General features: G+C 71.0%; 24 protein-coding genes. 12 read left to right on the top strand and 12 right to left on the bottom strand.

Annotation, left to right across the window (positions count from 1 at the left end):
- Positions 1–85 precede the first annotated feature (85 nt).
- Both glpX and RR49_RS14245 read left to right on the top strand, forming a co-directional pair.
- Positions 86–1,075 carry a class II fructose-bisphosphatase gene (glpX, locus tag RR49_RS14250; RefSeq protein ID WP_045248693.1) on the top strand — a complete coding sequence of 330 codons (990 nt, stop codon included), beginning with the start codon at positions 86–88 and terminating at the stop codon, positions 1,073–1,075.
- Between the two features lie 111 nt (positions 1,076–1,186).
- Positions 1,187–1,408, top strand: a complete 222-nt coding sequence (locus RR49_RS14245) for a hypothetical protein (protein ID WP_045248694.1) — start codon at positions 1,187–1,189, stop codon at positions 1,406–1,408.
- Positions 1,409–1,453: 45 nt separating this feature from the next.
- On the opposite strand, the gene RR49_RS14240 is transcribed toward RR49_RS14245, so the two are convergent.
- Both RR49_RS14240 and RR49_RS14235 read right to left on the bottom strand, forming a co-directional pair.
- On the bottom strand, positions 1,454–2,638 hold the full coding sequence (locus RR49_RS14240; protein WP_045248695.1) for a DNA recombination protein RmuC: 1,185 nt from the start codon (positions 2,636–2,638) through the stop codon (positions 1,454–1,456).
- A gap of 31 nt (positions 2,639–2,669) precedes the next feature.
- Entirely contained in the window at positions 2,670–3,257 is a 588-nt protein-coding gene (locus tag RR49_RS14235) for an exonuclease domain-containing protein (RefSeq protein WP_045248696.1), read from the bottom strand.
- Positions 3,258–3,359: 102 nt separating this feature from the next.
- On the opposite strand from RR49_RS14235, the gene RR49_RS14230 reads away from it, so the two are divergent.
- From RR49_RS14230 to RR49_RS14210, 5 genes are all read left to right on the top strand, one after another.
- Positions 3,360–4,112, top strand: coding sequence for a class I SAM-dependent methyltransferase (locus RR49_RS14230; protein ID WP_045248697.1), 753 nt, complete (start codon positions 3,360–3,362; stop codon positions 4,110–4,112).
- 7 nt (positions 4,113–4,119) lie between these two features.
- Positions 4,120–4,758 (top strand): dihydrofolate reductase family protein, encoded by a 639-nt coding sequence (locus RR49_RS14225; RefSeq protein WP_045248698.1) that lies wholly within the window; start codon positions 4,120–4,122, stop codon positions 4,756–4,758.
- 11 nt (positions 4,759–4,769) lie between these two features.
- On the top strand, positions 4,770–5,843 hold the full coding sequence (gene ychF / locus RR49_RS14220; RefSeq protein ID WP_045248699.1) for a redox-regulated ATPase YchF: 1,074 nt from the start codon (positions 4,770–4,772) through the stop codon (positions 5,841–5,843).
- 220 nt (positions 5,844–6,063) lie between these two features.
- Positions 6,064–6,630: an alpha/beta fold hydrolase gene (locus tag RR49_RS14215; RefSeq protein ID WP_045248700.1), complete on the top strand. Its 567-nt coding sequence runs from the start codon at positions 6,064–6,066 to the stop codon at positions 6,628–6,630.
- Positions 6,631–6,632: 2 nt separating this feature from the next.
- Positions 6,633–6,974, top strand: coding sequence for a YchJ family protein (locus RR49_RS14210; RefSeq protein ID WP_048808838.1), 342 nt, complete (start codon positions 6,633–6,635; stop codon positions 6,972–6,974).
- 17 nt (positions 6,975–6,991) lie between these two features.
- Here RR49_RS14210 and RR49_RS14205 read toward each other — a convergent pair whose 3' ends face one another.
- From RR49_RS14205 to adhP, 3 genes are all read right to left on the bottom strand, one after another.
- A complete protein-coding gene (locus RR49_RS14205) occupies positions 6,992–7,501 on the bottom strand; it encodes a hypothetical protein (RefSeq protein WP_211255168.1) in 510 nt (169 codons plus the stop codon).
- Between the two features lie 207 nt (positions 7,502–7,708).
- On the bottom strand, positions 7,709–8,059 hold the full coding sequence (locus tag RR49_RS14200) for a hypothetical protein (protein WP_045248702.1): 351 nt from the start codon (positions 8,057–8,059) through the stop codon (positions 7,709–7,711).
- 70 nt (positions 8,060–8,129) lie between these two features.
- Complete coding sequence (adhP, locus tag RR49_RS14195; RefSeq protein WP_048808839.1) at positions 8,130–9,200, bottom strand: alcohol dehydrogenase AdhP; 1,071 nt, start codon at positions 9,198–9,200, stop codon at positions 8,130–8,132.
- A gap of 196 nt (positions 9,201–9,396) precedes the next feature.
- On the opposite strand from adhP, the gene RR49_RS15525 reads away from it, so the two are divergent.
- From RR49_RS15525 to RR49_RS16195, 3 genes are read left to right on the top strand one after another with little or no spacing between them, the layout of a single operon-like run.
- Entirely contained in the window at positions 9,397–9,879 is a 483-nt protein-coding gene (locus tag RR49_RS15525) for a fluoride efflux transporter FluC (RefSeq protein WP_048808840.1), read from the top strand.
- On the top strand, positions 9,876–10,256 hold the full coding sequence (gene crcB / locus RR49_RS14185; RefSeq protein WP_045248703.1) for a fluoride efflux transporter CrcB: 381 nt from the start codon (positions 9,876–9,878) through the stop codon (positions 10,254–10,256). The genes RR49_RS15525 and crcB overlap by 4 nt, the downstream gene beginning before the upstream one ends.
- Before the next feature lie 38 nt (positions 10,257–10,294).
- Entirely contained in the window at positions 10,295–10,426 is a 132-nt protein-coding gene (locus RR49_RS16195) for a hypothetical protein (RefSeq protein WP_273204901.1), read from the top strand.
- Between the two features lie 62 nt (positions 10,427–10,488).
- On the opposite strand, the gene RR49_RS14180 is transcribed toward RR49_RS16195, so the two are convergent.
- A complete protein-coding gene (locus tag RR49_RS14180) occupies positions 10,489–11,955 on the bottom strand; it encodes a DHA2 family efflux MFS transporter permease subunit (protein WP_045248704.1) in 1,467 nt (488 codons plus the stop codon).
- A 119-nt stretch (positions 11,956–12,074) separates the two neighbouring features.
- On the opposite strand from RR49_RS14180, the gene RR49_RS14175 reads away from it, so the two are divergent.
- Together RR49_RS14175 and RR49_RS14170 are read left to right on the top strand one after the other, a co-directional pair.
- A complete protein-coding gene (locus RR49_RS14175) occupies positions 12,075–12,716 on the top strand; it encodes a DUF1345 domain-containing protein (RefSeq protein WP_045248705.1) in 642 nt (213 codons plus the stop codon).
- A 7-nt stretch (positions 12,717–12,723) separates the two neighbouring features.
- Entirely contained in the window at positions 12,724–14,664 is a 1,941-nt protein-coding gene (locus RR49_RS14170) for an ABC transporter ATP-binding protein (protein WP_048808841.1), read from the top strand.
- A 3-nt stretch (positions 14,665–14,667) separates the two neighbouring features.
- Here the strand turns inward: RR49_RS14170 and RR49_RS14165 are convergent, their stop codons facing one another.
- The 6 genes from RR49_RS14165 to RR49_RS14140 are packed head-to-tail and all read right to left on the bottom strand — an operon-like array spanning position 14,668 to position 21,304.
- Positions 14,668–15,612 carry a glycosyltransferase family 2 protein gene (locus RR49_RS14165; RefSeq protein WP_045248706.1) on the bottom strand — a complete coding sequence of 315 codons (945 nt, stop codon included), beginning with the start codon at positions 15,610–15,612 and terminating at the stop codon, positions 14,668–14,670.
- Entirely contained in the window at positions 15,609–16,754 is a 1,146-nt protein-coding gene (locus RR49_RS14160) for a cysteine desulfurase family protein (protein ID WP_045248707.1), read from the bottom strand. The genes RR49_RS14165 and RR49_RS14160 overlap by 4 nt, the downstream gene beginning before the upstream one ends.
- Positions 16,751–17,611: a carboxylating nicotinate-nucleotide diphosphorylase gene (nadC, locus tag RR49_RS14155; RefSeq protein WP_045248708.1), complete on the bottom strand. Its 861-nt coding sequence runs from the start codon at positions 17,609–17,611 to the stop codon at positions 16,751–16,753. The genes RR49_RS14160 and nadC overlap by 4 nt, the downstream gene beginning before the upstream one ends.
- A complete protein-coding gene (nadB, locus tag RR49_RS14150; RefSeq protein ID WP_048808842.1) occupies positions 17,605–19,161 on the bottom strand; it encodes an L-aspartate oxidase in 1,557 nt (518 codons plus the stop codon). Before nadB ends, nadC begins: the two co-directional genes overlap by 7 nt.
- On the bottom strand, positions 19,158–20,510 hold the full coding sequence (nadA, locus tag RR49_RS14145; protein ID WP_045248709.1) for a quinolinate synthase NadA: 1,353 nt from the start codon (positions 20,508–20,510) through the stop codon (positions 19,158–19,160). The genes nadB and nadA overlap by 4 nt, the downstream gene beginning before the upstream one ends.
- The gene (locus RR49_RS14140) at positions 20,507–21,304 is read right to left on the bottom strand and encodes an NUDIX hydrolase (RefSeq protein ID WP_048808843.1); all 798 of its coding nucleotides are present in this window, start codon (positions 21,302–21,304) and stop codon (positions 20,507–20,509) included. Before RR49_RS14140 ends, nadA begins: the two co-directional genes overlap by 4 nt.
- Between the last annotated feature and the right edge of the window lie 60 nt (positions 21,305–21,364).

The following is a 21,364-nucleotide window of genomic DNA, read 5'->3' as shown; positions in this document are numbered from 1 at the left end:
CCGTGCGAAAGAAGCGGCGATCTTTCGGGGCTCAAGCGCCGAAAACGGCGGGGTTCGACACACTTCGATCGATAGGCTGGCGTCCATGGTGAGTCTGACCGCGGACATGAGCCCGCTGCATCCCGATCGAAACCTGGCTCTCGAGCTCGTCCGTGCCACCGAGGCCGCCGCCATCCGGTCGGTGCCGTTCATCGGCCGCGGGGCGAAGGAAGCGGCCGACGGTGCCGCCGTCGACGCGATGCGCGCGTTCCTCGGCACCGTCAACTTCGACGGCGTCATCGTCATCGGCGAGGGCGAGAAGGACAACGCCCCCATGCTCTTCAACGGCGAGCACGTCGGCACCGGTCGCGGCCCGCAGTGCGATGTCGCCGTCGATCCCATCGACGGCACGTCGCTGACGGCCGCGGGACGCAACAACGCGCTGTCGGTCATCGCCGTGTCCGACCGCGGCGCGATGCTCGACGCGTCGAGCGTGTTCTACATGGACAAGCTCGTGACGGGTCCTGCCGGCGTCGGCGTCGTCGACATCCGCCTGCCCATCGGCGAGAACATCCGCCGCCTCGCGAAGGCGACCGGCAAGCCGGTGGAGGAGATCGTCGTCTCGGTGCTGCACCGCGATCGTCACGAGCGTCTCATCGAGGAGATCCGCGAGGCCGGTGCGGGCACCCGCCTCATGTCGGACGGCGACGTCGCCGGCGGCATCAACGCGGCGCGGCACAACGCACGCACCGACATCTGCGTGGGTGTGGGCGGCAGCCCCGAGGGCATCGTCACGGCCTGCGCGATCAAGGCGCTCGGCGGCCACATTCAGGGGCGCCTCTGGCCCCGCAACGACGACGAGAAGCAGCGCGGTCTCGACGCCGGGCTCAAGTTCGACGATTTCGTCTACGAGGCCGACGATCTGGTCAAGGGAAACAACACGATCTTCGTGGCGACCGGAGTCACCGACGGCCAGCTCGTCGGCGGTGTGCGTCGCGAGGGCGACCACATCTACACCGAGAGCGTCGTGCTGCGCGGCGCATCGGGAACCCTCCGTCGCATCTCCTCGGAGCACCTCACCTCGAAGTGGCTCTGACGGTCTTCGACGACGTTTGCCACGGCGACACGACCCGGTGCCGCGGCGGCGGTCTGGCAGAATGAGACCGTCGCCCGCGCCCGCGGGCGGGCTTGCGTGAAGGGACAGAGGATGTCGGCACCCACCGGTTCCACTCCCGATTCCGCGACTCCGCAGACAGGTGCGATGAAGGTCGTCGCCGCCGCGGTCGACCCGGCGCGACGCCCGGACGTGCTGCTGCGCAAGCGGCGCCCCGAGGGCGAGCAGATGAGTGCGTGGTGGCCCATCGGCGCGTTCGTCGTGATCTCGGCGATCGTGATCGCGCTCATGAACTTCGTACCCGGCGGAGCTTGAGCCACTCGTCGCCAGCTGCTCGGACGGTCGCTTCGGCGGGCGCCGTCAGTCGTCGATCGCCGCGAGCAGTTCGGGTGCGGTGAGCCGACGCGGCGACTTCTCGATCGGTGCCGGTGCGATGACGGCGTCGCGCTTGGTCTCGTCGATCCCGGGGAACCTGCGCGCTGTCACGAGCACCCGCGACTCGAGCGAACCGGCGAAACCGTTGTAGGCGTCGACAGTGCGCTCGAGGGCTCGGCGGAGCGAGTCGGCGTGCCCGGCGAGACCGCCGAGCCGCTCGTAGAGCTGCGATCCCAGGTCGAACAGGGTGCGTGCCTCGGCGGAGACCTCCTGCTGCGTCCAGGTGAAGGCGACCGTCTTCAGCACCGCCCACAGGTTCACGGGCGACGCGAGCGCGACCCGTCTGGTGAACGCGTAGTCGAGCAGGGCGGGGTCTTCATCGAGGGCCGAGGCCAGCAGAGACTCGCTCGGCAGAAAGCAGATGACGAACTCGGGGCTCGCGTCGAGGCCCGCCCAATATGCCTTCTTCGCCAGGGCGTCGACGTGGGCGCGCACCGCGCGGGCGTGCCGCGTCATGAGCGTGCGGCGGCGTTCGCCGTCGTCGCCGGTCGCGGTGAGCGCGATCGCGGATGCCTCGAGGTAGGCGTCGAGCGGAACCTTGGCGTCGAGGGCGAGGGCCTTGCCGCCGGGGAGGCGCACCACCATGTCGGGACGGCCCGCACCGGCATCCGAGGACAGCGGACTCTGCAGGTCGAAGTCGACGTGGCGGGTGAGGCCCGCTGCCTCGACGACGCGACGCAGCTGCGTCTCGCCCCAGACGCCGCGTGTGGCGCCCGAGCGCAGCGCGCTCGCGAGCGACTCGGTCGTCGCGCGCAGCGCCTCATCCGATTCCTGTGCGCGGCGCAGCTGCTCGGCCAGGGAGCCGTATTGCGTCTGACGCTCCCGCTCGAGCTCGTCGACCCGGCGCCGCATCACGTGCAGCGTCTCGCTGACCGGCGCGAGCGCGCGCAGCACCGACTGGTCACGGCGCTCGCGATCGTCGCGCGTCTCGAGTTCGGCGCGCGCGTGTGCGAGCTCCTCCCGCGCTGCCGCGGTGGCGGCCTCCGCCGCTGCCACCCGCGCCCGCTGGTCGCTCTGGGCGCGGGCATACCGGGCGGATGCCACGGCCCACGCGACGACCGCGCCGATCACGGAGGCGACGATCGCGATCACGACGGTGGCGGCATCCATGGTCACAGTGTGGGGGAGGGTGCCGACATCGTCAGGCGGCGACGGCGGCGGGCTCGGCGAGGGTGCCGATGCGCACGCCCGCGAGCGCGGCGAGCTCGTCGATGTCGCCGGCGCCGAGGCGTCGGGCGGCGTCGATCATGATGTGCGCGCAGGCCGCGGCATCCGCTGTCGCGTCGTGGTGGGGGAATGGGCCGAACCCGGCCGCGTCGGCGACCGCCGGGAGACGGTACGACGGCAGGTCGTAGACGCGGCGCGCGACCTGCACGCTGCAGGCGTAGCGCGCCGGAGGGCACGCGTCACCGGTGGCCTCGCAGGCCCGCCGGATGACCGCCATGTCGAAGCCCGCGTTGTGTGCGACCAGCATGTCGTCGCCCGTGAAGCGCGCGAGAGCGGGCAGCTGCTCGGTCCAGGTCGGCGCGCTCTCGACATCGTCGGGGTGGATGCCGTGGATGCCCACGTTGATCTCGAAGAACCGGTCGTGGCCGGCGGGCGGGCGGATCAGCCAGCCCGCGGTCTCGACGATGCGTCCGTTGCGCACGCGTGCGAGCCCGACGGCGCACGCCGACGCACTGGAGGAGTTCGCCGTCTCGAAGTCGATCGCGGTGAAGTCCAGGGCCACGCTCCTACCGTGCGCCCGCGCGCCGGGACGTCCGGTGCGCCACGCCGACGACGGGCGGATGTCGCGCTGCGGCCGTCGTGCCCCCGGCGTAGGGTCGCAGACATGGCAGGCAGAGACCAGATGTCGACCTCGTTCGGTGCGGTGGCGGGGACCTATGAGGCCGGGCGACCCGACTATCCGTGGCAGGCGGTCGGGTGGATGCTCGAGCCCGCGCTCGACGGCGACCGCCCGCTGCGCGTCGCCGACGTCGGCGCCGGCACCGGGAAGCTCACCCGCGTCGTCGCGGCCGGTCGCGCCGAGGTCGTCGCGATCGACCCCGATCCGGCGATGCTCGCCCAGCTGCGTGACACCGTCCCCGGGGTTCCCACGTTCGTCGGCTCCGCCGAGCAGCTGCCGCTGCCCGCGGCATCCGTCGACGCCGTCGTCCTGGGGCAGGCCTGGCACTGGGTCGACGTCGGGCCCGCCTCGGCCGAGATCGGTCGGGTGCTGCGCTCCGGAGGTGTGCTCGGACTGGTGTGGAACCTGCGCGACGATCGCGACCCGTGGGTACGTCGCATGACCGAGGTGATGCACGGCTCGAACGCCGAGAACATGATGGATGCCGGCGGCCCCACGGTCGAGGCGCCGTTCGACGATCTCGAATCCGAGGTGTGGGACTGGGCTCGGCCGATGACCGCCGAGCAGCTGTGGGCGATGATGCGCTCGCGCAGCTACATCATCACTGCCAGCCCGGCCGATCGCGGGGCCATCGAGGAGCGCTTCGCCGCGGTGCTCGCCGAGCGTCCCGAGCTCGCCGCGGGCGGCACCATCGACCTTCCGTACCGCACTCACGCGTTCCGCGCGCGACGGCCGTGAGCGCACGATGAACGGCCGCCCACTCACCGTCTGCAACTTCGTGACCGTCGACGGGCGCTACGAAGACGACACGCACGACATCGCCTCGTTCTTCGCGCACCAGCACCCCGACTACGCGGGCGCCGACACGTTCGACCACTACACGACCGCGCTCATGCGGGCCAGCGACACCCTGCTGCTCGCGGGACGGCGCTCGGCGCTGCAGAACCTCGCGTACTGGCGGTCGGTCGAATCGGATGCCGCCGCCACCGCGATCCGGCGGGAGTTCGCTGCGCTCATCCGTACGATCGAGGTGGTCATCGTCTCCGACACCGTGTCCGAGGCGGACCTCGCCGATCATCCGCAGGCGCGGGTGGTGCGTCGGGCCGAGGCCCGTGCGGAGGTCGCCGCACTGAAGCGGCGGGACGGGCGCGGCATCCTCGTGCTGCTGTCGCGGCTGCTGTGGAACGACCTGATGCACGCCGGTCTCGTCGACGAGCTGCACCTCGTCACCTTCCCGCTCATCGCGGGCACCGGCGTGCCGCTCTTCGATGCCAAGCCGGCCGTCGCGCTGAAGCTGCTCGAGACCCGCACGTGGACCGGAAGCGGCAACGTGCTCATGCGCTGGCGGGTCGATGCCGCCGAGTCGCGGCATCCGCGCCCGTAGACTGAACCCCCGTGGCTCTCACCATCGGAATCGTCGGACTCCCGAACGTCGGCAAGTCGACCCTCTTCAACGCCCTGACCAAGAACCAGGTTCTCGCCGCGAACTACCCGTTCGCGACGATCGAGCCGAACGTGGGCGTGGTGAACCTGCCCGACGTGCGCCTACAGCAGCTCGCGGATGTGTTCCACAGCGAGCGGCTCGTGCCCGCCTCGGTGTCGTTCGTCGACATCGCGGGCATCGTGCGCGGAGCGAGCGAGGGGGAGGGGCTCGGCAACCAGTTCCTCGCGAATATCCGCGAGGCCGACGCCATCGCGCAGGTCGTGCGCGGCTTCGCCGACGCCGACGTCGTGCACGTCGACGGCAAGGTCGACCCGCAGGCCGACCTCGAGACGATCGGCGCCGAGTTGATGCTCGCCGACCTGCAGACCCTCGAGAAGGCGATCCCGCGCATCGAGAAGGAGGTCAAGAGCAAGAAGACCGATCCCGGTGTGCTCGATGCCGCGACCGCCGCGAAGGACGCCCTCGAGCGCGGCGTGCTGCTGTCGGCATCCGCTCTCGACCTCGCGCCCATCAAGGAACTCGGACTGCTCACCGCCAAGCCCTTCATCTTCGTCTTCAACGTCGACGAGTCGGTGCTGACGGATGCCGCCCGTCTCGCCGAGCTCGCGGCACTCGTCGCCCCCGCGAAGGCGGTGTTCCTCGACGCGAAGATCGAGTCCGAGCTCATCGACCTCGACCCCGAGGATGCCGCGGAGCTGCTGGCCTCCACCGGTCAGAGCGAGTCGGGTCTCGACCAGCTCGCGCGCGTCGGCTTCGACACGCTCGGGCTGCAGACCTACCTGACCGCGGGCCCGAAGGAGGCCCGCGCGTGGACGATCGGCAAGGGCTGGAAGGCCCCGCAGGCCGCCGGAGTGATCCACACCGACTTCGAGAAGGGCTTCATCAAGGCCGAGGTGATCTCGTTCCAGGACCTGCTCGACGCTGGGTCGGTCGTCGAGGCGCGCTCGCGCGGCAAGGCCCGCCTCGAGGGCAAGGAATACGTCATGCAGGACGGCGACGTCGTGGAGTTCCGCTTCAACAACTGAGGCGGGGCTGGCGGGAGTGGCGTCTCGCCGGTGCGGTTCTGTCCGCACGATGGCGCACCGACTCGCGACGGCGCGCCGAGACGCCCTCGCGCACCCGACCCCGCAGCGACGCAGCGATTGGCGAGTCTGGCCTCCGCCCGGGAGACTGGACTCACCGCCGCACATCGCCGATCGGCGACGTCGCGCTCCGCGGCGCAACTGACGTGAGAGGACCCTCGACATGGCCGCCACCCAGACCTTCGACCCCGACGCGCGCGCCATCCCGTTCGCCGAGGAAGGCGTCGGGCCTGCCGTCGTGCTCATCGCGGCCCGTGGCCTCACGATCGACTACCTCAGCCCCCTCAGCCACTCGCTCGCCACCGAGGACTTCCGTGTCGTGCGCATCGGCGCCCGTCACGACGCGGATGCGGCGGCCCCGACTGACCGCGCGCAGGATGTCGTCGACCTGCTCGACCACCTCGCGATCGACCACGCCTGGATCGGCGGGCATCGCGACGGTGGCACCGTCGCCCGCTTCGTTGCCCTCGACCACCATGACCGCGTGAACGGCGTGCTGCTGCTCGGCGTCGAGGACGGCGACCTGCCCGCCCCGGCCGACGGTGTGCCGGTGCTCGTCATCCAGGGCACCGCGGACACCGTCACTCCCGTGGCCAACGGCGAGGCGCTGCGCGCGCAGGCCCCGGGCCTCGTGAGCGTCGTGCCGGTCGAAGGCGGCGGCGACATGTTCCCCACCACACACGTCGGCGCCACCTCGTGGGCGATCGAGGACTACCTCGACTGGGACTGACGGTGACCGACGCCCCGGCCGGCCGGATCGAACCGCGCACGGCGGAGGAGCTGATGCGATCGCGCTTCGCCGCGTTTCGTGATCGGGATGCCGCGTGGCTGGTGCGTACGTGGCATCCGTCGACCGTGCCCGACGTGCTCGACCTCGACGACTCGCCCCGCTGGCGCGGGCTGCAGATCGTCGACACCGTCGCGGGCGGCCCGGACGACGCACACGGTGTCGTCGAGTTCCGCGCCACCTACGTTGACGCGGATGGCACCCTCGGCGTGCTGCACGAGCGGTCACGCTTCGTTCGCGACGGCGAACGCTGGTTCTACATCGACGGAGATCTCTTCGCTGGGTGAGGGATCGGCACGTCTTGTCAGATGTCCGAGTAGTCGTTCCCGTTGGAGTCGATGTACTGCACTCGGCCGTTCTTGGTCTCCACGCCCAAGAAGGCCTTTCCTACCTGTCCGGGATGGGTGAGCGACGTCGTGCCATCGACGGGGACGGCGTCGAAGGCGAAACTCTCGAATGTGTCCGTGCCGTTGCCGTACGTGTAGTCGCTGATTCCGCCCGCCGCGACGACGTGCGTGACCGTGTCACCGACGCTTACTCCGTCGGGTGTCGTGAGGACGAGGCCGTTGGAGGCGGCGGCAGAGAATTGCATCGAACACGTCCCGTGGTCGTTGAGCGCCAGCGCGACGCCGGACCATGTGACGACCGTGCCCGAAAACGGGCTCGGCTGAGGGGTGCGCTTCTGAGCGCCGAGGTACTGCGTTGCGATGGCTTCGACTGACGCGCAGTCCGTGAACGAGGCGGTTGCGAGTGAGGCGCCGCTGGTAGAGCTGACAGTGAGTTCCGTGCGGCTGAGCTCGATCTTCCCGGCCACCGGACGGGCGGACGGCGACGCCATTGGACTCGCGGTTGGGCTCGAGGCGAAGGTAGTCGGGTTCGAAGCGATCGGTTCGCTGGATACGCCACTGCATCCGCTCAGGGCGGCGACCGACGCGAGCGCGACGATAAGGAGAGCGAACGGCCGAGAATCGGATCTGAACGACGTCATAGCATCACCATAGGGCGCCGATAGCCGAAGTTCTCACCCCTCCCACCCGAACGCGTTGAACCAGTCCGCGCGCCTCGACGCCTCGCGATCCGACCGTGCCCCGCGGAAGGCATCGTGACGCCACAACGCGCCGGAATCCGTGAGGCGCACGAACCCGAGACAGACGGGGCAGAGGGCTCGTCCTGCGGGAAAGCCATCGTCGAGCCGGGGAGCAGGCTGCGCCGTGGCGCCCGAGCCGCGGCATCCGGGCTCGTCCTGCTCGCGATCCGACCACATCAGCGACGTGCCCGCCCGGTTGTGCAGCCCCGCGTGTCCGATGGCGCGCGTGCACACCGCGCCGTCGCGTCGGCTGAGGCACCAGCGGGTCGGGGGAGTGTCGGTCACCTGGCCACTGTAGGCGGGCAGCGGAAGGGCGGGGCCGCCGCGCGACCCCGCCCACGACCGGATGCCGCGGTCAGTACTTCATGACGATGCGGCCGTCGATCTTGCCCTGCTCCATGCGCTCGAACACCTCGTTGATGTCGTCGAGCGACTCGACGGCGATCGTCGGGTGGATCTCGCCGCGCGCGTAGAAGTCGAGGGCCTCGATCATGTCCTGCCGCGTGCCGACGATCGACCCACGGATCGTGATCGCCCGCAGCACGATGTCGAAGATGTTCGCGGGGAAGTCCCCCGGGGGAAGCCCGTTGAACACGATGGTCGCGCCGCGACGGGCCATTCCGAGTGCCTGACCGAACGCCTTCGGGTGCACAGCGGTCACCAGCACGCCGTGGGCGCCGCCGGTGAGCTCCTGCACGGCAGGTCCCGGGTCGGTCGTCGCCGCGTTGACGGTGACTTCGGCACCGTGGGTGCGGGCGAGCGCGAGCTTCTCCTCGTCGATGTCGACCGCAGCGACGCGCATGCCCATCGCCCGGGCGTACTGAACCGCGATGTGGCCGAGACCACCGATTCCGGAGATCACCACCCACTCGCCGGGCTTCACCTCCGTCATCTTCAGACCCTTGTAGACCGTGACACCCGCACACAGGATCGGCGCGACCTCGTACGGGTCGGAACCCTCGGGAATTCGCGCGGCGAACCGCTCGTCGACGAGCATGTACTCGCCGAAGCTGCCGTCGACGGAATAGCCGCCGTTCTGCTGCTCAGGGCAGAGGGTCTCCCAGCCGGTGCGGCAGTACTCGCACACGCCGCACGCGCTCCACAGCCACGCGTTGCCCACGCGGTCGCCGACCGAGAGGGATGTCACGCCCTCGCCCAGTGCGACGACCTCGCCGTAGCCTTCGTGACCCGGGATCAGATTCGCCTTCGGCGCGACCGGCCAGTCGCCGCGCGCCGCGTGGAGGTCGGTGTGGCACACGCCGCTCGTGATCACTTTCACGAGTGCCTGGCCGGGACCCGGAGACGGGATCGCCACGTCTTCGACGACCAGCGGTTCGCCGGAGGTCGTGACCACCGCGGCGCGCATGGTGCCGGTGGGCACGGTGCCGCGATCGAGGTTCGGACGGGCGTCGGTGAGAATCGACATCGTCATCACTCCTTCGTGTCGGGGAACGGCCCCGGACCCCTTCCGAGGTTCCGTGATCCCCGTCGCGCTGTCGACGCTACGCCGGGGCCCGTTGCATGCCGTTGCCGCATGTTGCGGCCGAGGTTCGTGCGCGAGGGGCGGTGGTGACGGGCGTAGATTGGGCGGATCGGCCGTCCGGCCGGGAACCGGAGGGCGAGTGAGTTCGCAGCGCGACAGCCACAGCGAGCTTCCGCTCGATCCCGACACCGACGACATCGAGGTCGTCCCGAGGCCGCTTCACCTGCGCCCCGCCGCGGTCGGTCTGGTGGCGCTCGGCGGCGCGATCGGCACGGGGGTCCGCCTCGTCGTGTCCGCCGCCATCCCGGTGGAGTGGGGCATCCCCTTCGGCATTCTCGTCATCAACGTGACCGGTGCCTTCGTGCTGGGACTGCTGCTCGAGGTGCTCGTGCGTCGCGGCGACGACACGGGGGTGCGGCGCGGCATCCGTCTCTTCGTCGGCACGGGCGTGCTGGGCGGCTACACGACCTACAGCACCTTCGCCGTCGGTGCCGAGGGGCTGCTGCACACCGATCTGACCGCGAGCCTCGTCTATGGCGCAGTGACGGTCGTGGTGGGTGGCGCCGCGTCGATCCTCGGCATCGCCGCGGGGGCGGCGATCATGCGGAGGGCCCGCGCATGACCGTCATTTGGCTGTGGGTCGCGACGATGGCTGCCGGAGGCGTCGGAGCGGCGCTGCGTTTCGTCGTCGACGGCGCGGTCAAGGCACGGTGGCGGCATCCCTATCCGCTCGGCACGTCTGTCATCAACGTCACGGGCTCGTTCGTGCTCGGGTTCGTCGTGGCGGCCGCCGCAGGGCGCGTCCTGCCGGTCGAGGTGAGCATGATCGGCGGCACCGGGCTTCTCGGGGGCTACACGACGTTCAGCACGGCGAGCTTCGAGACAGTGCGCCTCGCGCAGCAGCGTCGATGGGGATGGAGCCTCGCGGCAGCGTTCGGCCAATTGGTCGCCTGCGTCGCGGGCGCGGCGCTCGGCGCGGTGCTCGGCGCGCTCGTGTGAGCGGAGCCCGAGGCCCGCAACAGTCGTACGATGGAGCGATGTCCACGACGCAGACGTCTTCTGACGACACCGGGACGGATGCCGCGACCCCCGGGCCGCAGTTCCTCAGTCTTCTCGGCGACGCCGACGCAGCCCCTTCGTGCTGCGGTGGCTCCTGCAGCATCGGCTGAGACCGCCGAACGACGATGCCGACCCGGTGACCCGGGTCGGCATCTGTGCGATCACTCGCAGGTCAGTGCCCGACGCCCGGCATCTCGATCGTGTCGGCCGGCTTGCGCACCATAAGCGCGCCCACGATCGTGAGAATCGACACCACCGCCGCGAAGACAAACGCCGTGTGCGTGCCCGACGCCCACGCCTCGTTCGGCGATGCTCCGTTGGCCGACGCGTTCGCGGTGGACGTCGCCATCAGGGTGACCAGCACCGCGACACCCGCGGCGCCGGCGACCTGCTGCACGGTCGAGAGGATCGCACTGCCATAGGCGTAGAGGTGCGGCGGGAGAGACCCGAGCGACGCGGTGAACAGCGGCGGGAACGACAGTGCGAGGCCGACGAACATCACCGTGATGATGGGCAGCAGCACCCAGATGGAGGTGTTCGCGTCGACGAAGGTCAGGCCCCACAGCACGGCGATCACGATCAGCGCGCCCGGGATCAGCAGAACGCGGGTGCCCCACTTGTCGTAGATCGCGCCGATCAGCGGACCGGTGAGTCCCATCAGCAAGGAGCCCGGCAGCAGCAGGAGTCCCGTGGTGAGCGCATCGGCGCCGACGGCGCGCTGCAGGTAGAGCGGCAGCACCGTGATCGCGCCGAAGAACGCGAAGGAGAGGATCGTGAACTGCAGGAGCGAGATCGTGAAGTTGCGGTAGCTGAAGACGCGCAGGTCGAGCAGAGCCCGATCGTCGCGCTGCAGACGCAGCTGGCGCAGCACGAGCAGCGTGAGCGCCACGACGCCGACGATCAGCGAGATCCACAGGGTGGCCGACGGGCTCGATGCCGCCCCGCCCTCGCCGCCGATCTGGCTGAGGCCGTAGACGAGGCCGCCGAAGCCGAACGCCGACAGCACGACAGACAGGGCGTCGATGCGGGCGTGCGACTGCTCGCCGACGTTGCGGATCCACAGCGCGCCGACGACGAGTGCGACGATCGCGATCGGCAGCACGACGCCGAAGATCCAGCGCCAGCCGAGCGTGTCGAGGATGACTCCAGCCAGAGTCGGGCCGAGGGCGGGCGCAAGCGCCATGACGATGCTGACGCGACCCATCATGCGACCGCGCTCGTGCGCCGGCACGACGGTCATGAGCGTCGTCATGAGCAGCGGCATCATGATCGCCGTGCCGGACGCCTGAATGACGCGTGCGACCAGCAGCACCTCGAAACCGGGAGCGAGGAAGGCGACCAGGGTGCCGAGCGAGAAGAGACTCATCGCCGTCACGAAGATCACACGTGTCGTCAGACGGCGCAGCAGGAAGCCGGTGATCGGGATGACCACGGCCATCGTGAGCATGAAGGCGGTCGTCAGCCACTGTGCGGCGGACGCCGTGATCGAGAGGTCGTCGATGAGGTGGTCGATCGCCACGCCCATCGTGGTCTCGTTGAGGATCGCCACGAACGCGGCACCCAGGAGCAGCCAGATGACGCGCTGCGCCTGAGGCGTAATGGATGCCGGTGCGGAGGGGATGGTGTCGGTGGATGCCATGGGCGTTCCTCGTCTCGGGGCTGTGGGCGGGGACGTCATCGTCGAGAGTGCGACGGGCGTGTGATGAGCGTAACGGTGGTCACAGACATCCCATTCCCGACTGGTGGCACGATGAGTGCATGGCAGATTCACGACAGCTCGCCTCGGTGCGGGTGCGGGCGGTCGTGTCGATCGTCGCGGGCCTGGCGGGAGGGATCGTCGTGGGCCTGTTGCAGGGGTGGGCGGCCGGCATCCTCTCGGCCTGGGCGGTGCTCGCCATCGTGCAGACGACCTGGGTGCTGGTCGCGACGTGGTCGATGGATGCCGCGGACACCCGAGCGCACGCGACGGCCGAGGACCCGGGTCGACGCACGGCCCGGCTGATCGCCGTCGTCGGCAGCCTCGTCAGCCTGGGCGCCGTCGGCGTGGTCGTGGTCGAGGCACGCAATGCCAGCGGGTGGGAGGCGTTGGCCCTTGCCGGCATCAGCGTCGTCAGCGTCGCGGCATCCTGGCTGCTCATCCAGGTGGACTACATGCTGCGGGTCGCGCACGTCTACTACACCGAGCCGATCGGCGGCATCCAGTTCAATCAGGAGGAGCCGCCGATGTACACCGACTTCGCGTACTTCGCCTTCGGGCTCGGCATGACCTACCAGGTCGCCGACACCAACGTGACGACCAACGAGGTGCGGCGCATCGTGATCGCGCAGACCATGCTCGCCTACCTCTTCGGCGCCGTGATCCTCGCGACGGTCATCAACCTCGTCTCGAGCCTCGGGTGACCCGCTGATGGCGATGGGTATGGGCCACGGAGGCGGTGGCGGCGGCATGGGCATGGGGATGGCCACCGGCATGGGCCCGCGGCCGGCGGGCTTCCGCGGGGTCGACCAGGACGCGCAGCGCAGGGCCAACGCGTCGGCGCCGAAGATCGCCCACCTCGGGCGCCGGGTCGCCGAGCTGTTCCGGCCGTATCGCGCGCGCCTGGCACTCACGATCGTCGCCGTGCTGCTCGGTGCGGCCGTCGCGGTCATCCCGCCGCTGATCGTGCAGCGCATCTTCGACGACGCCCTGTTCCCGACCTCCGGAGGCGGACCCCGCATCCCGTTGCTCGTCGAGCTCGTCTCGATCACTGTCGCGCTCTTCCTGCTCTCGGCGGCGCTGAACTTCTGGCAGACGTGGCTCACCGCCACCGTCGGAAACGCCGTCACCGGCGACCTGCGCGTGCGCATGTTCGACCACCTGCAGGCCATGGAGTTGGCCTTCTTCACCCGCACCAAGACGGGCGTCATCCAGTCGCGTCTGCAGAACGACGTCGGCGCCGTGTCGTCGGTGCTCACCAACACCGTGACGAGCGTGCTCGGCAATACGGTGACGGTGGTCGCCTCCATCGTCGCGATGGTGCTGATCGACCCGCGCCTGACGGTGATCGCGGTCGTCCTGATGCCGGTGCTGGCCGTCGTGCAGCGGCGGGTCGGCCAGGTGCGCGCGCGCATCGCCGGCCAGACGCAGGAGTCGCTCTCGGAGCTGACCGCCATCACGCAGGAGAGCCTGAGTGTGAGCGGCATCCTGCTCTCGAAGTCGTTCAACCGTCAGGGCGACGAGCTGGGGCGCTTCCGCGAGGAGAACGCCAACCAGGTGCGCCTGCAGGTGCGACAGGCGATGAGCGGACAGGGCTTCTTCTCGCTCGTCGGCGTCATCATGGCGAGCGTGCCGGCCGTCATCTACCTGGTCGCGGGCCTTCTGATCGGCGGCGGGGCCGACACGATCACGGCGGGCACCATCGTCGCGTTCGCCACCGTGCAGGCCCGGCTGCTGCAGCCGCTCATGGGCCTCATGCGCGTGACCCTCGACCTGCAGACCTCGGGCGCGGTGTTCGCGCGCATCTTCGAGTACCTCGACCTCACGCCCGCGATCCGCGACCGGCCGGGGGCGATCGGCGTCGCGGAGGCGCCGGGCCCGCGCGGCGAGGTGCGCTTCGAGGGGGTGTCGTTCCGCTACCCCGACTCGTCGAGCGAAGCGCGCCCGACGCTCGACGACGTCTCGTTCACCGTCGAGCCCGGCCAGCACGTCGCATTCGTCGGGCCGTCGGGGGCCGGCAAGACCACGATCCTCTACCTCACGCCGCGGCTCTACGAGGCCACGGGTGGCACGGTGCGGTTCGCGGGCGCCGACGTGCGCGACCTGCGGCACGCCGCGATCATCGACGACATCGGCATCGTGTCGCAGGAGACGTACCTCTTCCACGCGACCATCCGTGACAACCTTCGCTACGCGAAGCCGGAGGCGACCGACGCCGAGCTCGAGGCGGCCTGCCGCGCGGCCAACATCCATCACGTCATCGAGGGCTTCGAGCACGGCTACGACACCGTCGTGGGCGAACGCGGGTACCGGCTGTCGGGCGGTGAGAAGCAGCGCATCGCGATCGCGCGCGTGCTGCTGAAGGATCCGCCGGTGCTGCTGCTCGACGAGGCCACCTCGGCACTCGACACGGTGTCCGAGCGCATCGTGCAGGAGGCCCTCGACACCGCGGCGCGCGGGCGCACGACCATCACCGTCGCGCACCGGCTGTCGACGGTCATCGCCTCCGACGTCATCCACGTGGTCGAGCGCGGTCGCATCGTGGAGTCGGGCACGCACGAGTCGCTGCTCGCGGCCGGTGGGCTCTACGCGGCGCTCGCCGCCCAGCAGCTCGCGGCGGTCACCGACCTCGACGCGGACAGGCCCGTCTGAGCGTCACCAGGTCGCGGCGACGGATGCCTCGCGGCCGTCCTCGCGCTCGCTGCTGCGCGCGGTGAGCGCACGGGTGAACTCTCCGAGGGCGCGGCGGTAGGCGGCATCCGGATGCGTCTCGGCGATGCGCGCGAGACGCGGCACATCCATCGTGAGCATCAGTCGCACGCGGGCGTCGGCGGCGGCGTGCTGACCCGCGTCGTCGAGCACGGCCAGCCCCGCGGCCATCGCGTCGAGGCAGTCCCGCAGCACCCCGAGCGTGCTCTCGTGCTGGGTGATGGAGGTTCCGTCGGCCCGCTCGCGCCACTCCACGATCACGTCGGGAACCGTGTCGAATGCGCGGGCGAGCGTGTACATGCGCTGCGCGACCTGCTGGTCCTCGTAGAGGCGTCCCTCAGGAAAGCGCAGCCCGGTGCGTTGCCAGAAGTCGGCGCGGGACACTTTCGACCAGGCCACGATGTTGCCGGATGCCTCGGGGTGCTCCGCGAGCGTCACGCCGCGGCGGGCGGGCGCGGTCGCGGCGCTCACCCAGGGCTGCACGGGTCCGCTCGCATACCCGCCGCCGGGTTGCGGGCGCAGGCGCACGTAGGCGCCGATCGCGAGATCGCTGCCGGATTCCTCGAGCGTGCCGAGCATCGTCTCGAGGGCTGCGGGGGTGTAGCGGTCGTCGGAGTCGAGGAAGGCGACGTACGGCGTCGTGACGGCGTCGAGACCGGTGTTGCGCGCGGCGGCGAGGCCGCGCTGACGGTGGTGCGTGATCACCTCGAAGCGATGGTCGGATGCCGCGGCCGCCGCGTAGATCGCCCCGGTCGCATCGCTCGAGCCGTCGTCGACGAGCACCGCACGCCAGTCGTCTCGGGTCTGCGCACGCAGCGAGGCCAGCGCCTCATCGGCGTAGGCGGCGACGTCGAAACCGGGAACGATGACGGTCACCGCCGGGGAACTCACCCGGCCGATCCTACGGCGGCCACGGCGGAGGTGAGCGCGTTCGCGAGATATTGGGGGTCGATGTGACCGTGATGGTCGAACGTGAACCGCACGGAGGTCTGCGCGACGACCGGGTCGACCCCGAGGGCGAGCAGCACGTGCGAGGGCTCGTCGCTGCCCGCGGCGCATGCCGAGCCGCTCGAGGTGACGACGCCGCGGCGTTCGAGCTCGAGCAGCACTGCCTCGCCGCTCGTGCCGGCGAAGGTGAAGCTCGCGGTGCCGGGCAGTCGATGCACGGGGTCGCCGGTGAGGCGCGCCTGCGGCAGCCGCACGAGGGCGGCGGCGACGAACTCGTCGCGCAGCGCGGCGACGCGCGCGGCAGAGGCCTCGCGCTCGGCCTCGGCGAGCTCGAGGGCGGTTGCGATCGCCACGGCGCCCGCGACGTTCTCGGTGCCGCTGCGCCGCCCGCGCTCCTGCCCGCCGCCGTGCAGCAGCGGCTCGACGGGAACGCGCCCGCGGATCGCCGCCACCCCGGTTCCCTTCGGCGCACCGAGCTTGTGCCCGGCGATGACGAGCGCGTCGGCGCCCGTGCCGGCGAGAGGCAGCCACCCCGCGGCCTGCACGGCGTCGAGGTGCAGGGGTACGCCCGCCGTGCGGGTCGCTGCGGCGAGGGCCCCGGCATCCTGCACGGTGCCGATCTCGTTGTTCGCGTACCCGATGCTGACGACCGCGGTGTCGTCGCGCAGCAGGGCGGTGAGCTCCGCTGGGTCGACGCGTCCTGTCTCGTCGACCGGCACCAGGTCGACGTCGAACCCGTGCACCCGGCGCAGGTAGCGCGCCGACTCGAGGATCGACTCGTGCTCGATGGGAGTCGTGATCACGTGGCGCGCGCCGCGCGCGGATGCCGCGGCGATCGCGATGCCCTTGAGGGCGAGGTTGTTGCCCTCGGTGCCGCCCGAGGTGAACGTGATGTCGCCCGCGCGCATGCCGAGCACCGCGGCGACCCGGCGCCGCGCGTCGTCGAGCGCGCGGGCCGCCGCATCGCCGAGCTCGTGGTGGCTCGACGGGTTGCCGAACACGCTCGTGAGGAACGGTGCCATGGCCTCGAGCACCTCGCGGCGCACGGGCGTGGTCGCGGCGTTGTCGAGGTAGAGCCCGCTCATCGCCCGAGGTCGATGCGCAGGTCGAGCCCGAGGTCGAGCGCGCGCGCCGAGTGGGTGAGCGCGCCGACCGAGATGACGTCGACACCGGTCTCAGCGATCTGCCGCACGGTGTCGAGGCTCACCCCGCCGGACGCCTCGATCCGCGCCCGTCCGGCGACGGTGGCGACACCCTCGCGCAGCTGGTCGACGGTGAAGTTGTCGAGCATGATCGTGCCGATCCCCGCCGCGACGACGGCCTCGATCTGGTCGACGCGGTCGACCTCGACCTCGACGTGCGCGGTGTGGGGGAGCCTCGCGATCGCCTCGCGGAGCGCGTCGGTGAGATCGGCCCCGGTCGCGGTCAGCACGCCCAGATGGTTGTCCTTGGCCATGACCGCGTCGGACAGCGAGAACCGGTGGTTGTGCCCGCCGCCGGCGGCCACCGCGTGGCGCTCGAACGCACGCAGCAGCGGGGTCGTCTTGCGGGTGTCGACGATGCGCGCACCGGTGCCCGCGATCGCGTCGACGTAGCGTGCGGTGAGGGTGGCAATGCCCGACATGCGCTGCGCGAAGTTGAGCCCGATGCGCTCGGCGGTGAGCACGCCCCGCGCCGGCCCGGTCACCGTCGCGAGCCGGCGTCCGGCGATGAACCGGCCGCCGTCGGCGACGTGCAGACCCACCTCGATGGCCGGGTCGGTCAGCCGGAAGGCGGCCGCGAACACCTCGCCTCCGGCGAAGACGCCGTCCTCGCGCGCGACGAGGTCGGCTGTCGCGACCGCGTCGGCGGGGATCAGCGTCTCGCTGGTGAGGTCGCCCCACGGGGCGTCCTCGTCGAGCGCAAGCGTGACGATGCGGTCGATGGTGCGGGCGGTCAGCATGCGACGACCTCGGTGACGGATGCCGCGGCGTCCGCCGCTGCGGCCGGGTCCGCGTCGGCGCGGAAGTGCGCCCCGACCGAGACAGTGCGCGCACGCGCAGCCGCGACGAGCGCGACGGCGACCTGCAGCAGGTTCTCGTCCTCGCATCCGGCGACCGACGATGCGGCGGCGTGCGGCAGCGACCACGCGGCGAGCACGGATGCCGCTCGCGCGAGCCCGCGGTCGTCGCGCACGAGACCGGCGTGCTGCCACAGCAGCTCCTGCAGCGCGGCGCGCGTGAACGGTGGGGCGTCGGCGGCGGGCGCGGCGGTCTCGAGCGGTGCGGGCGCCGCCGGGAGTGCCGGCGCGGGCCACGCGGCATCCGCGTCTGTGGTCAGAGCCGCCGCGGCGCGCGCGCCGAAGACGGCGCCCTCGAGCAGCGAGTTCGAGGCCAGTCGGTTCGCGCCGTGCACCCCGGTGCGGGCCGTCTCGCCGACGGCGTAGAGGCCGGGCAGGGTGGTGCGGCCGTCGAGGTCGGTCACGACGCCGCCCATGAGGTAGTGCGCCGCGGGCGTCACCGGGATGGGTTCCCGCGCCCAGTCGAGGCCGCGCTCGCGCACGGCGGCATCGATCGTGGGGAACCGTCCGGCGAGGAAGGCGGCCGTGCCGGGTGCGTGCAGCCGGGTCGCGTCGAGCGCGACCGGCGCGCCTCCCTGCGCCGCCATGCGGGCGGCGATCGCCCGGGCGACGACGTCGCGCGGGGCCAGCTCGCCGTCGGGGTGCGCATCGAACGCGAAGCGCCGGCCGTCCTGGTCGATGAGGGTCGCGCCCTCGCCGCGCACGGCCTCCGACACGAGGAACGCGTCACCGGTGGCGAGCACGGTCGGGTGGAACTGCACGAACTCGAGATCGGCGACAGCGGCCCCCGCGCGCAGAGCGGCGGCGATGCCGTCGGCCGTGGCGACCACGGGGTTGGTGGTGTGCGCGAAGAGCTGGCCGGCGCCGCCGGTCGCGAGCACCACGGCATCGGCGTGAATCGTGCGGCGGGCATCGCCCTGCTGCAGCTCGACGCCGCTCACACGCCCGTGCGCGACGACGAGGTCCACGAGGAACGCGTGCTCGACGATCTCCACACCCGACGCCCGCACGGCCGCGACCAGCGCCCGCTCGATCTCGGCACCCGTCGCGTCTCCCCCCGCGTGCAGCACGCGGGGGTAGGAGTGCGCGGCTTCGAGTCCCTTGCGCAGCGACCCGGCGGCATCCCGGTCGAAGGCGACGCCGAGCCCGATCAGCTCGCGGATGCGCGCCGGCCCCTCGGTCGCCAGCACACGCACGGCCGCGGGGTCGCCGAGGCCCGCGCCGGCGGTGAGGGTGTCGGCGATGTGGTCCTCGACGCTGTCGTCGTCGAACATGACGCCCGCGATGCCGCCCTGGGCGTATCGGGTGTTCGCGTGGGCCAGCTCGTCCTTCGTGACGAGGGTGACCCGCACCCCCACGCGGGCGGCGTCGCGCGCGACGGTGAGACCCGCGATGCCGCTGCCGACGACGACGGCGTGGATGCTGCGGCTCACCGCGCGCTCCCCGGCGTCTCGACGCGTCCTGCCGGCGGCTTCGCCGCGAGCATGCGCTCGAGCGCGATGCGGGCGGGGTCGGCGACGTCGCCCGGCACCGTGATGCGGTTGACGACCTCTCCCGCGACCAGGGACTCGAGTGTCCAGGCGAGGTAGCCGGGGTGGATGCGGTACATCGTCGAGCACGGGCACACGACCGGGTCGAGGCAGAAGATCTCGTGCTGCGGGTGCTGGGCGGCGAGGCGCTGCACGAGGTTGACCTCGGTGCCGATCGCGAACGTCGTGGGCTCGGTCGCCGCCTCGATCGCCTTGCGGATGTAGTCGGTCGATCCGGCCTCGTCGGCCGCATCGACGACGTCCATCGGGCACTCGGGATGCACGATCACGCGCACGCCGGGGTGCTCGGCACGCGCCTTGTCGATCTGGGCGACCGAGAAGCGACGGTGCACCGAGCAGAACCCGTGCCAGAGGATGACGCGGGCATCCGCGAGCTCGTCGGCGTTCGAGCCGCCGAGGGGACGGTTCGGATTCCACATCGGCATCTGCGCGAGGGGCACACCCATGGCCTTGGCCGTGTTGCGGCCGAGGTGCTGGTCGGGGAAGAACAGCACGCGGCGTCCGCGCTCGAACGCCCACTCGAGCACCGTGCGCGCGTTCGACGACGTGCAGACGATGCCGCCGTGGCGGCCGACGAATCCCTTGATCGCGGCGGACGAGTTCATATAGGTGACCGGGATGACCGGCACGAGCCCGTCGGCGTCCGCGGCATCCATGTCGCCGTAGATCTCAGCCAACTGCTCCCAGCACTCCTCGACCTGATCGATGTCGGCCATGTCGGCCATCGAGCAGCCGGCGGCGAGGTTCGGGAGGATGACGGCCTGGTCCGCTCCGGAGAGGAGGTCGGCGGTCTCGGCCATGAAGTGCACGCCGCAGAACACGATCGCCTCGGCGTCGGGGTGGGCTTTCGCGGCGGTCGCGAGCTGGAACGAGTCGCCGACGTAGTCGGCGTGCCGCACGACCTCCTCGCGCTGGTAGAAGTGGCCGAGTACGACGACGCGGTCGCCGAGCATCTGCTTCGCCGCACGGATGCGGTCATCCAGATCGGCCGGGTCGGCGTCGCGGTACTCCTGCGGCAGCGAGCCCTGGCGGGGTGACCCGGTGGGGATGACGTCACCCATCGAGGCACCGGGCCCGTAGCCCTCGCTCACGTCGAACGTCCACGGGCCGGCCGCGAGGTCGGTCGTGCAGGTCGCGTCGGCGGATCCGCCGGAGACGAGCGACTGGATGACGTGGTCGACCGACGGATCGATCTCGTCGCGCGGGCGCAGGGCGATGTTGACGGCGCTCATCGCGCCTCCTTCGGGGTGTGCGGTGTGGCTGACTGTTCGCGAGAAGCGGGCGGGGCGGTGCCGAGCGGCCCGCGATCGGAGAGCTCGACGTCGTGGTTGTACCGGTACAGGCGCGCCGGTCGATGGCTGCCCGTGCGGAAGTCGTCGGTGGGGATGAGGGTTCCGGAGCCCTCCACCTGGCGGCGGAAGTTGGCAGGGTCCAGGCGGCGCTCGAGGATCGCCTCGTACACCTCGCGCAGCTCAGCGAGCGTGAACGATCCGGGCAGGAAGCCGTGGGCGATGCGGCTGTAGCCCACCTTGTTGCGCAGGCGCCACAGGGCGTAGTCGACGATCGCGTTGTGGTCGAAGGCGAGGGTCGGCAGGTGGGCGGCGTCGAACCACTCGACGTTCTCGGGGGCGTCGCCGGCGGCGAGGTGCGCGGCCAGCTGAGCGTCGACGTCGTCGGAGCGCAGCAGCGCCCAGTAGACGATCGAGATGACCCGCGAGGGGGAGCGGTCGATGGCGCCGAAGGCGTAGAGCTGCTCGAGGTAGCTCGCGGCGAGGCCGGTCGTCTCGCCGAGGGTGCGGGATGCCGCATCCTCCAGCTCCTCGTCGGCGTCGAGCCATCCGCCGGGGAGGGCCCAGAAGTCGCCGTACGGGTCACGGGTGCGGCGCACGAGCGGCAGGGAGAGCACGGGCAGGTCGCACCCGTCGGGCCGCCGCAGGGTGAAGATCACGGTCGACACGGCGACGCGCGTCGGGTCCGACGGGGACGGTGCCGACGCGGCGCTCTCGGAACGGATGGTTAGTGTCATGATGACCAGAAGCGATCTTAGAGTCTCGATGACTCGAAGGCAAACCGGGACGATTCCCAG

Origin of the sequence: Microbacterium ginsengisoli, assembly GCF_000956535.1 — a bacterium.
In the GTDB taxonomy this organism is placed as follows: domain Bacteria; phylum Actinomycetota; class Actinomycetes; order Actinomycetales; family Microbacteriaceae; genus Microbacterium; species Microbacterium ginsengisoli.
Note: the sequence above shows the minus strand (reverse complement) of the source record. Positions and strands in the feature narration are given on the sequence as shown.